At 66.5% G+C, this 11498-nt stretch carries 8 protein-coding genes; 7 read left to right on the forward strand and 1 reads right to left on the reverse strand.

All coding sequences use genetic code 11. The features are described from left to right. Positions 1-83: 83 nt before the first annotated feature. Entirely contained in the window at positions 84-1016 is a 933-nt protein-coding gene (locus MKK84_RS23310; RefSeq protein WP_313899365.1) for an AraC family transcriptional regulator, read from the reverse strand. An 87-nt stretch (positions 1017-1103) separates the two neighbouring features. Here MKK84_RS23310 and MKK84_RS23315 point away from each other — a divergent pair, with 87 nt between their 5' ends. The 7 genes from MKK84_RS23315 to MKK84_RS23345 all read left to right on the forward strand — a co-directional run bounded on the left by MKK84_RS23315 (position 1104) and on the right by MKK84_RS23345 (position 11382). After that, complete coding sequence (locus tag MKK84_RS23315; RefSeq protein WP_243924161.1) at positions 1104-2597, forward strand: alpha-glucosidase/alpha-galactosidase; 1494 nt, start codon at positions 1104-1106, stop codon at positions 2595-2597. Positions 2598-2663: 66 nt separating this feature from the next. Then, entirely contained in the window at positions 2664-3920 is a 1257-nt protein-coding gene (locus tag MKK84_RS23320; RefSeq protein WP_243924164.1) for an ABC transporter substrate-binding protein, read from the forward strand. A gap of 54 nt (positions 3921-3974) precedes the next feature. After that, the gene (locus MKK84_RS23325; RefSeq protein WP_243924325.1) at positions 3975-4925 is read left to right on the forward strand and encodes a carbohydrate ABC transporter permease; all 951 of its coding nucleotides are present in this window, start codon (positions 3975-3977) and stop codon (positions 4923-4925) included. Between the two features lie 2 nt (positions 4926-4927). Then, complete coding sequence (locus tag MKK84_RS23330) at positions 4928-5773, forward strand: carbohydrate ABC transporter permease (protein WP_243924165.1); 846 nt, start codon at positions 4928-4930, stop codon at positions 5771-5773. Positions 5774-5816: 43 nt separating this feature from the next. Next, on the forward strand, positions 5817-6836 hold the full coding sequence (locus MKK84_RS23335; RefSeq protein ID WP_243924166.1) for an ABC transporter ATP-binding protein: 1020 nt from the start codon (positions 5817-5819) through the stop codon (positions 6834-6836). Positions 6837-7059: 223 nt separating this feature from the next. Next, positions 7060-9714, forward strand: a complete 2655-nt coding sequence (locus tag MKK84_RS23340; protein ID WP_243924167.1) for a hypothetical protein — start codon at positions 7060-7062, stop codon at positions 9712-9714. A gap of 249 nt (positions 9715-9963) precedes the next feature. Beyond that, positions 9964-11382 (forward strand): sensor histidine kinase, encoded by a 1419-nt coding sequence (locus MKK84_RS23345; RefSeq protein ID WP_243924169.1) that lies wholly within the window; start codon positions 9964-9966, stop codon positions 11380-11382. Positions 11383-11498 lie beyond the last annotated feature (116 nt).

The raw sequence follows: 11498 nt of genomic DNA on the forward strand, positions 1-11498 counted from the left end.
GGGGCGCCGGACCCCGGCACGATGCCGGCGGTCTTCATGCGCGCAGGCGTCGGCGGCCGGTCCAAAGCCCGGAGCCGGACTGATCACAGAGGCGTCTGCCCGTCTTCGCGGCCGGGGACCGCGTACATCCCGGTGCTCCGGAACTCGGTCGGGCTGATCCCGTAGACGCGCCGAAAGACCTTGGCGAAATAGTTGGGATCGGGATACCCGCACCCGCTGGAGACCGCCTTGATGCTGAGCTGACCGTTGGCCAGCAGGCGGGCTGCCAGATCCATCCGTTGCCGAACCACGAACTCGGCCGGTGCGACACCCTTGGTGCGGGTGAACAGGCGGCTGAAATGGGACCGGCTCACGCCGGCAACCGCCGCCAGCGTGTCGATATCGAGTGCACTGCCCAGATTCGCGCGGATAAACGCGATGGTGCGATCGACGGACTCGTTGCCCGTCGCGGCGTCGTTCCGCGCCTCGCGGGCCATCACATCGTCGTAGACCAGCATGATCGCCTGATAGGCCAAGCTGGACGCTTGTCCCGCACCGGACAGGGGCACCCGCAGCGACGAGCAGACGGCCGCGAGGGCATCCACCGTCTCGGTTCGCAGGCGGAAGACCGGCCCGGCGACGCGTAGGATCGCCCGGTTGAGCCGCAGGGCTTCCCGGCCGGTGATCGCGATCCAGAAGAACGACCACTCCTCGCCCGGCTCGATCCAGTAGCGGTGGGTATGCGGGATCGAGACCAGCATGGTCTGCCCGGCTTCGGGCCGCCACAGGCGCCGCTCGTATTGCAGGCGCCCCCGGCCCGCCACGGTGTGCTGCAGGACGGAGAATGGCGTCTGCCCGCGCTTCAGCCCGTCCCAATCGTAGGCGCCCGGCTGCGCCCGCTCGTGCCCGGCGCTCGTCGGCATGACGTGGAAGCCGCCATGCCGGTGCGGGAACGAGATGGTTCTGCGGAAGGGCCCCGCCTGCTCCAGCGCTTCGAGCATAAAATTACCCGCGAAGGTTCCAATTTCCTCTTCCACGGCCCGAGCCCCGGGCGTAGCGTTATCTCACAGCAACAAGAATATTTCTGTGCACGGTCCAGGTGTTGCGGGCCGTGGGAGGGCACGATGGCCAGCTTCAAGATTGCGATCATTGGCGCGGGGAGCGTCGGTTTTACGCGAACATTGGTGCGGGATATTCTGTGCGTTCCTGAATTGCACGATATCGAGGTCGCTCTTACTGATATCAACGCGCGTAATCTCGGCATGATCTCGGAGATCCTGAACAGGATGATCTCCGCCAACGGGCTGCCAACCAAAGTCTCGGCCACGACGGACCGGCGGGGGGCGCTGGCCGGTGCCCGGTACGTGATCAACTGCACCCGGATCGGCGGTCTGGAGGCTTTCGCGGACGATATCCGGATCCCGCTCCGCTACGGCATCGACCAATGCGTCGGGGACACGATCTGTGCCGGCGGCATCCTGTACGGGCAGCGGTCGATCGCGGCACTCCTCGATTTCTGCAAGGACATCCGCGAGGTCGCCGAGCCGGGGGCGCGCATGCTGAACTACGCCAACCCGATGGCGATGAACACCTGGGCGGCGATCGATCACGGCGGGGTCGATACGATCGGCCTGTGCCACGGCATCCAGCACGGCTGGAAGCAGATCGCCGAGGTTCTCGGCGCCGAAGATCCGAACGCGATCGAATACGTCTGCACCGGGATCAACCATCAGACCTGGTACGTCGACATCCGCTGGAACGGCCGGCGCGTGTCGGCCGAGGAACTGCTGGCCGCCTATGAGCGCCATCCGGTCATCTCCAAGCAGGAGAAGGTCCGGATCGACGTCCTGCGCCGCTTCGGCGTCTACTCGACCGAGTCCAACGGCCACCTGTCCGAGTATCTGCCCTGGTACCGCAAGCGCCCCGACGAGATCGAGCGCTGGATCGACCTATCGGACTGGATCCACGGCGAGACCGGGGGCTACCTGCGGGTCTGCACCGAGGGCCGGAACTGGTTCGAGCAGGAGTTTCCGCAATATCTCGCCAGTTCCAGCCGGCTCATCGACCCGGCCCGCAGGACCGTCGAGCACGCGAGCTACATCATCGAGGCACTGGAGACCGGGCGGGTCTATCGCGGCCACTTCAACGTCAAGAACAATGGCCTGATCACGAATCTACCCGCTGACGCGATCGTCGAGAGCACCGGCTTCGTCGATCGGTTCGGCCTCAACATGGTCGCCGGCCTCACCCTGTCGGATGCCTGCGCGGCGCCCTGCATCGCGTCGATCAACGTCCAGCGGATGTCGGTCAAAGCCGCGGTGACCGGGGATCTCGATCTGCTGAAGCAGGCCGTGCTGAACGATCCGCTGGTGGGCGCGGTCTGCACGCCGGACGAGGTCTGGCAGATGGTCGACGAGATGGTCGTCGCCCAGGCCGCGTGGCTGCCGCAATACGCCGGGGCGATCGAGGGCGCGAAGAGGCGGCTCGCGAACGCGACGGTGCGGCGCCGGGACTGGGCCGGGGCCGCGCGGCTCCCGGTCCGGTCGGTCGAGGAGATCCGGACGGCGCAGCGCACCGGCAACGAGACCGTCGCGCCGGACGAGCAGATCGTCGCCTGAGACAACGGCCGGGCGGAGCATCCACCCGGCCGTCAACGACAAGAAACACATCGAGGGAGGAAGACCGTGGGGATCTTCAGGCGCCAGATGCTGGCGATGGCAGCCCTGTTCCCGCTGCTCGCCGCGGGACCCGCATGCGCGGAGCCGACGACGCTCACCTATTGGGTCGCGTGGGACCCGCTCCAGGCCGAGGCCAAGGCGGCGCAGGCAGCCATCGTGGATTTCGAGGCCGCCAACCCCGACATCAAGGTCAAGACGCAGGTCATCGCCTACGACGCCCTGCACGATAAGCTGGTGACGGCGCTCGCGGGCGGCGATGCCCCCGACATCGCCTGGGGCCTGAGCGAGTGGTTCGGCGAGTTCAACAAGATGGGCGTGCTGGCCGACCTCAGCGCCCACGCCAAGACCTGGCCCGACCTCGGCGCGCTGTATCCCAACGTCGTCCGGAATCTGACGATCGACGGCAAGCTGCGGGCGCTGCCCAACTATCTTGGGCTGCGCGCGCTGCTCTATCATGCCGATACGCTGAAGGCGGCAGGCATCGCGGCGCCGCCCAAGACCTGGGACGAGCTGGTTCAGACCTCCGCCGCCATTCAGGCCAAGACCGGAAAGCCGGGCTTCGGCATCGTCGGCAAGGGGGCCCGCGCACCGCAGGAGCTGCTCACCTACCTCGGCCAGAACGGCGTCGAGATCGCCAAGCGGATGCCGGACGGGAAATACCGCAACACCTGGGCCGAGGCGCCCGAGGACCTCGAACGGGCGACCGGGGTGCTGGCGCTGTACGGGCGGCTGCTCTCCGAGAAGGCGATCCCGCCGCAATCGGCCAATTGGGGTTGGGAGGAGGAGGACACCAACTTCGCCCTCGGCCAGTACGCGATGGTGATGAACGGCTCCTGGATGAAGGGCCGCATCGACCAGAATCCACAGACGATGCGGGATGTCGCCGTGGCGCCGCCGCCGGCCGGACGAACGGCCGCGACCTTCTTCGAGATCGCCCCGCTCTACATCTTCACCGGCAAGCACCTCGATGCCACTTGGAAGTTCGCCACCTTCCTGCTGAGCCGGGACGTGCAGACCAAGGTGTTCCCGGATCGCTCGCCGCGCTCCGACGTGACCGGTGATCCGGTCTGGGGCAAGCCGTTCACGGATCTGGTGCCGATCGGCATCGCCTTCCCGCCGATCGTCCTGGGGTCGATCCCGCGCGACATGGAGACCGCCCTCGGGCGCGTGCTCCTCAAGGGCGAGAAGCCACCCGCCGTCGCGGCCTGGCTTGCGCAAGCCATCAACAAGAGCCTGAAACGCTCCGGACAACTCTCGGAATAACCGCCGAACTCGGCTCTCGGGATCCAGGCGCGGGGAGGCGCGGGCGTGACAACCATGGATATGGCAACCGGATCGATCGCGTCCCGGCCGCAGGCCGGCATCGGACGCGCTGCCCGACGCGTCTTCTGGCCGTCGGCGCGGGTCCGGGCCGCCTGCGCTTTCCTCGCCCCGGTCGCGGTCTTGGTCGCGGCCCTCATCGCCGCCCCACTGGCCGGCGTGGTGTGGAACAGCCTGCACCATGCCAGCCTGATCGATGCCACGGTCGGCGGCTTCGCGGGTCTCGACAACTTCCGGATGGTGCTGGACGACGAGCACTTCCTCCCGGCGCTGACGCATACGCTGGTCTGGACCATCCTGTCGGTCGCCGGAGAATATGCCTGCGGGCTCGCCACCGCCCTGGCGCTGGCCCAACCGTTCCGGGGGCGTGCCCTGGTGCGCGGCCTCATCATCCTGCCCTGGGTCATCCCGATCGCCATCGCGGGCGTGAACTGGGCGTGGCTGCTCAATCCCGATTACGGGGTCCTGAATGCCTGGCTGGTCCGTATGGGCGTCCTGGCCGAACCCCATGACTGGCTCGGACGCAGCGAGACCGCTCTGCTCACGGTGACCCTGGTCAATGTCTGGCGCAGCTTTCCCTTCTACACGATCAGCCTGCTGGCGGCGCTGACGTCGATCCCGGACGACCTGTACGAAGCCGCGGCGCTGGATGGCGCCGGAATCGTCCGGCGCTTCTTCGTCATCACGCTGCCGCACCTGCGGCCGGTATCGCTGACCCTGATCGTCATCCACGTGATCTGGACCGCGATCAACTTCGACTTCATCTGGGTGATGACCCAGGGCGGTCCGCTCGACGCGACGGAAACGCTGCCGATCCTGATCTACCGCTACGCCATGCAGGAGTTCGACGTCGGCCTCGCCTGCGCCCTGGCCACCCTGTCGATGGCCGCGATGGCGACGCTCTTCCTCGTCCAGGCCCTCGTCGTCCGGGCGCGGGAGGCCCGCTGATCATGGTGGTCTCCGCACGTCACCGGACCCTGTCCGGGCTCGCCACCGGCTTCGTGCTCGTGTTCTTCGTGGCGTTCTGCGTCTTCCCGTTCCTCTGGATGCTCGACACGGCGTTCAAGCCGGCCGCCGAGGTCTTCAGCACGGCACCGACACTGTGGATCGCGAGCCCGACCCTGAGCAACTTCCGCGCGGTCGTGCTGGAGAGCCCGTTCCTCATCTACTTCGGCAACAGCCTGATCGTTGCCGGAGCCTCGACGATCCTGACCGTCAGCCTCTCGGTCTTCGCCAGCTACGCGATGAGCCGCTGGTCGTATCTGTCGGTGACGCAGATCGTCACCGGGGGGCTGATCGTCTCGCAGATGATCCCCGGCGTCCTGCTGCTGATCCCGCTCTACGTCCTGATCCGCGACATGGGATTGCTCAGCACCTACGCGGCGCTGGTGATCGTCTACTCCACCTTCATGGTGCCGCTCGCCAGCTTCATGCTGAAGGGCTTCTTCGATGCCGTCCCGCGCGAGCTGGAGGAGGCGGCGGCGATGGACGGGTGCTCGCGCCTGGGCTTCATCCGGCGCATCCTCCTGCCGGTGACGCTCCCGGGCCTGATGGCGATCGCCGTCTTCGCCTTCATCGCCGCCTGGAACGAGTTCATGTTCGGCTACGTGCTGATCAACGACGATGCCCGCCGGACGCTGACGCCGGGCATCATGCTCTTCAAGGGATCGCACCAGACGGATTGGGGCTCGCTGACCGCCGCCTCCGTGCTGGCCGCGGTGCCGGTGGCGCTCGGCTTCGTCTACGTGCAGCGGTTCCTGATCACCGGCCTCACCGCGGGTGCGGTGAAGGGCTGATCCGGCGCGGATCGTTGAACAACGTCAAAGGGTTCGGTGTGCGATGACGTCCATCCGCCTGCGGCAGGTCTCGAAGACGTTCGGCGAAAAGACCGTGATTCCGCCCCTCGATCTGGAGATCGCGGGTGGTGAGTTCGTCGTCTTCGTCGGGCCCTCGGGCTGCGGGAAATCGACCCTGCTGCGCCTGATCGCCGGTCTGGAGGAGATCTCCGGCGGCACGATCGAGATCGACGGGCGGGATGTGAGCCAGGCTCCGCCGGCTGAGCGCGGCCTTGCCATGGTGTTCCAGTCCTACGCCCTCTACCCACATATGAGCGTCGCGGAGAATATCGGCTTCCCGCTGAAGATGGCCGGCGTGCCGAAGGCGGCGATCGCCGGGAAGGTGGCGGAGGCGGCGAGCCGGCTCAACCTGACCGAGCTTCTCGAGCGCCGTCCGAGCCAGCTGTCGGGCGGCCAGCGCCAGCGCGTGGCCATCGGCCGGGCCATCGTCCGCGCGCCGAAGGCGTTCCTGTTCGACGAGCCGCTCTCGAACCTCGACGCCGCCCTGCGGGCCGGCATGCGGATCGAGATCTCCGAGCTGCACCGGCAGCTCGGCACCACGATGATCTACGTCACCCATGATCAGGTCGAGGCCATGACCATGGCCGACACGATCGTGGTGCTCAACAAGGGCCGCATCGAGCAGATCGGCTCGCCCCTGGAGATCTACAACACGCCCGCCAACCTGTTCGTGGCGCAGTTCATCGGCTCGCCGACGATGAACATCCTCCGCGGCCCGGCGGCGGACGCGCTGGGCGCCCCGGTCATCGGGATCCGGCCCGAACATCTCACGATCGTGCCCGCTGCCGGCAACGGCACGGCCGACGGGCTGCCCGGCATCGCCGCTCTCTCAGAGCACCTGGGATCCGACACGTTCGTCCATGTTCGGCTGAACGAGGGTGCGACCGTGAATGCCCGTGTGACCGGTGAATTCCGGATCGACCGCGGTGCCCCGGTGATGGTCGTCCCCGAGCGGGCGCATCTGCACCGCTTCACCGCGAACGGCGAAGCCCTGCGCATCTGATCATCAAAGCCTCTCATGGAGCGCCCGCGACCGGGCGCTTTCCCCCGGCACGCGACGGTGCTGCGGGCGTCCCTCAAGCGGCTCCCAGTTCTGATCGACGACACGCGTTCCTGACAACCGGCCCACCGCAAGGTGCGGCCGGCAAAGCCGTTTGTCGTCGGCAGAAGAGCCAGGCCCGTGAAGCGGTATGGCAGGGGCGACCCCCCATCACCCGGAGGTCCACATGTCGGATAGCACCACGCACGCTCAGACGAGCGACGGGTCAGACAATACCGTGAAGGCCGATTTTTGGAACAAAGCAAGAACCGGAGCCTTCCGTGGCGGCGCGAGCGGCTTCCTCTACGGTCTCGGCGACGACGGCGTCCCGACGCAGGCCCTGATCAACGGGGCGCACATCACCAACGCCTCGCAGAAGGCCCCGTACGGAACCCAGCACCCGTCGGGCGATGTCCTGGAAGTCGAGAAGAGCTTCTTCGCCGGTTACGGCAAGGACATGTGCATCTACATTCAGGACTATTACCCGGACTGGGCCTACAACGGCGGCGTGCGCCCCGGCGATACCCGGACCTACAACCTGAAGGACGGGACATTCGCGGAGACTGCGAACGGAGTCTGGGACTATCTCGAAGTCATCGAGTTCGTGACCGAAGCGGTCGCCACCCAGTCGGCTCGTCCCGAGCGCTACGTCTTCGTTCCGTTCAACGAGCCCGATGGCGGGAACTGGTACGCGAACTGGTCCAAGATGAAGCAGCAGTTCCTGGACGACTGGAAGGCGGCCTACGACAAGATCCAGGCCGTCTGGGCTCGCCACGGACTCGGCCATGCGCGGATCGGCGGCCCCGCCCACACGCAGTGGCGCAAGGACCAGTCGACCGACCTGCTGACCTTCGCGCGCGACAACAAGTGTCTTCCAGATGTCTTCATCTGGCACGAGCTGGGGGTCGACAATCTGAAGACTTATCCGATTCACTATCAGGAGTATCGCGCTGTCGAGACTTCGCTCGGCATTTCGCCGATCGCGATCAACATCACCGAATACGGCATGCTGCGGGACATGAGCGTTCCGGGCCAGCTCATCCAGTGGATGTCCCTGTTCGAGCAGACGAAGATCGATGCTCAGGCCGCCTACTGGAACTATGCCGGCAATCTGTCCGACAACACCGCGCGGCCGGCGGGAGCCAACGGCGGTTGGTGGATGTTCAAGTGGTATGGCGATCTCGACGGGAGCGAGACCGTTCAGATGACGACGCCGTCCGCCAAGACGGCCGACATGCTTCGGGCGATCGGTGCCATCGATACGGACAACCGGCGAGCCACGATCCTGTGGGGCGGCCAGGATGGCGATGTCGCGCTGGCTGTCACGGGGCTGGATACGGCCCTGTTCGGAACCAGCGTGGACATCGAGGTCAGGCAGGTCGTGCATTGCGGCACGGAAGGACTCTCGGAAACCCCGCGGGTCATCCAGGCCGCGCGGAAGATCGACCTCACGAATGGCGGTTTCAGCCTCACCGTTCCGGGCTGCGACCGGTATTCCGGCTATCAGATCCTGATCACGCCGGCCCAACTGCGTGATGTGGTCCAGTCGTTCTCCTCACAGACGTGGCTGATCTCGGCCGAGGCGGAAAACCTCTCCATCACGAACGCCAAGGTCTTCTCGCATAGCCCCACCGCGTCCAATGGCTGGCAGTTCCTGGCGTCCGGCGGCCGCGATGTCGGCCAGTTCAACGATCCCGGATCGCGGCTCGATTGGAAGGTCACCGTTCCGAAGGACGGATTGTATCGCCTTCAGGTGATCGGATCGACACCCGGAACGCCCGGGCGGCATGCCCTGTTCGTGGATGGAGAAGATCAGGGGCTCATTCAATACGCGGCGGATCTTTCTTTGACGACCACGGATCGGTGGAATTACCGGGGCAGCGCCGAGCGGTCCGTCGTGCTGACAGCCGGTGAGCATACGCTGTCCATCCGGGCGAGTTCCGACGGGGTCTCGAAGCTGCCCGGGTCCGACATAACCCTGGACAAGTTGTTCCTCAAATACCTCGGCGATGGCGAGGTCACCGAATACCCGTCGACCACCTTCCGCTTGAGTGGCGGATCGAAACTGGACTGGGGGATCGATGACGCGGGCTACGCGGTGCTTCCGGATCAAGGGGCGGCCCATCTCTACGTGACGGCGATCGAGCGCGGCTATTACGATGTGGTGCTCGCGTGGTCCTCGTCCGGGCCGGCGGCAATCACGCTGTCCCTGAACGGGCGTGATCTGCCGATTCCCTCTGCCGACCAGGCCGGCCGCTGGCAGAGCGGGCTGACCGTTCATCTCACGGAGGGGATCAACGAGATCGTTCTCACGTCATCTGCCGAGCTGCGCGTTCAAACGCTCACGACCAAGAGAAACTCCGGGGCGGATGCGAACGCCTATCGGGTCTCCGCCGAGAAGGCGCAGGTGCTGGGCTCCGCGAAGTTCGTGACCGTCAAGCAGTCCGACGGCTCCAACGTGTCCGGCAGCGGCTACGTGACCGGTCTCGGTGGCGGGGCGGCCAACGCGCTTCAGATCAGCCGGCCCGCTTCGGTCGGATCGGGCGATTACGATGTCACGATCGTGTATTCGAATGCACAGGTTGCCGGCAAGCATGAGTACAATCCGCAGGTCGTGGATCTGAAGATCTCCATCTCGGAAGCCGATGATCTCGTCGGATCGACGCGCTTGAGGTACACGTATAGCTGGGTGAGCTTCTGGCAGAAGACCCTGCCGGTCACGCTGAAGACGAACGACACGCCCTTGACGATTTTCAGCCCTGGCGATGTCGGGCCGTACATCGATGCGGTCGTGCTTGCCCCCGTGCAGCCAACGCGGTCTTTCACGTCTCCGATTGTGTGAGGTGAGGGCGCCGTCACTCTGCACGGCGCCCATGGGGCGTCGGCCTTTCTGAAGGAGGTTTCGACGCGCCGCCTTCCGTGACGAAGGCTCATCGCGTGGGCCGGCCCTCTCCGAATGGGGGAACCGGCTCGCCCCGAGCAGCCGGCATGCATTCTTGACCCGGACGAAGCGGCGCTGCAGATCGGGGCGGCGGCAGGCCGGGCCGCCAGGGGCCGTACTTGAGGGACCGGGTCGCGTGGTGACCGCGTCGTGATTGACCTGATCGGCCTCTTCTCCCTGCGCCGCCGCTCCATCGCGGTGCGGCTCGCCGTCTCGGCCTTCCTGTCGAGCTCCGCGATCCTGCTGATCGCTGCCTGGATCCTCACGACCCTCTACCGCGAGAACACCGAGCGCGCCTTCGACAGCCGTCTGCTCGTCTTCACCAACAACCTCGCCACCGATCTCGTCTCGCCGAACGATCCCGAGAGCCGGACCTTCTCGCTGGGCGATCCGCGCTTCGATCTGCCCCTGTCGGGCTGGTACTGGCAGGTCGGCAAGCCCGATGCGAAGCCCCGGGACGTGCGCACCTCCCGCTCGCTGGTCGGCGTGCCGCTGCCGCCCGCCACCGATTCCGAGGGCAAGATCGGGGTCGGGCAGATCCGCCAGGGCTACGGCCGGGCGCAGGACGGGCGCCTCCTGCGCATCATGGAGCGGGACGTCGATCTCGGCGAGGAGGGCCGCTACACGGTCCGGGTCGCCGGGCCGGCGGACGAGATCGTCAACGATGTCGACCGCTTCCGCAATTCGCTGACCATCACGTTCGGCCTGCTCGGCCTGTCGCTGGCGCTCACCACCCTGCTGCAGATCCGGTTCGGCCTTGCACCCTTGAAGAAGATGCGCGCGGCTTTGGGCGCCGTCCGCCGTGGCGAGGCCGACCGGATCACCGGCACCTATCCGCGCGACATCGCCCCGCTCACCGGCGAGGTGAACCTGCTGATCGAGACCAACCGCGAAATCCTGGAGCGCGCCCGCACGCAGGTCGGCAACCTTGCCCACGCCCTCAAGACGCCGCTCTCGATCATCGTCAACGAGGTCGGCGCCTCGGACGCACCGGAGGAACTGGCCCAGAAGATCCGCGAGCAGGCGGCGGTGATGCGCGATCAGGTGAACTACCACCTCGACCGGGCGCGGGCCGCCGCGCTCGCCGGCACGCTCGGTACCTCGACGGAGGTCGAGCCGGCGCTGGCCGGCCTCGTGCGCACCTTCGGCAAGATCTATCGCGACAAGGACATCGCCTACGACGTCCACGTCCCGCCAGGCCTGCGCTTCCGAGGGGAGCGCCAGGACTTCGAGGAGATGGTCGGCAACCTTGTCGATAACGCCTCGAAATGGGCCCATGCCCGTGTGGCGATCCGGGCGGAGGCTGTGACCAAAGCCGATTATCCCCACTTGGTCGTCGCCATCGAGGATGACGGTCCCGGTCTTCCGCCGGAGGCGCGCCAGGCCGTGCTCGGCCGGGGGCGGCGGCTCGACGAATCGAAGCCCGGTTCCGGTCTCGGCCTGTCCATCGTGGCGGATCTCGCCACGCTCTATCGGGGTCGCTTCACGCTGGAGGAGGCGGCGCTCGGCGGCCTGCGGGCGGTGCTGGAGGTGCCGGGCGATGCGCCCGTGGGTGCGGCGGCGCATTGACGCGATCCAGGGCACCGGATCGTGTTTCGCGGTCCGGTCCAAGTCTTCGTGCCACTGTGTCCTTTGTCTTCGCTCTTGTCTTCGCGCGGCAGTTGCGTGACACCGTGCCGCCGCCG

The sequence above is a fragment of the Methylobacterium sp. E-065 genome (assembly GCF_022829605.1).
Taxonomy (GTDB): Bacteria; Pseudomonadota; Alphaproteobacteria; order Rhizobiales; family Beijerinckiaceae; genus Methylobacterium.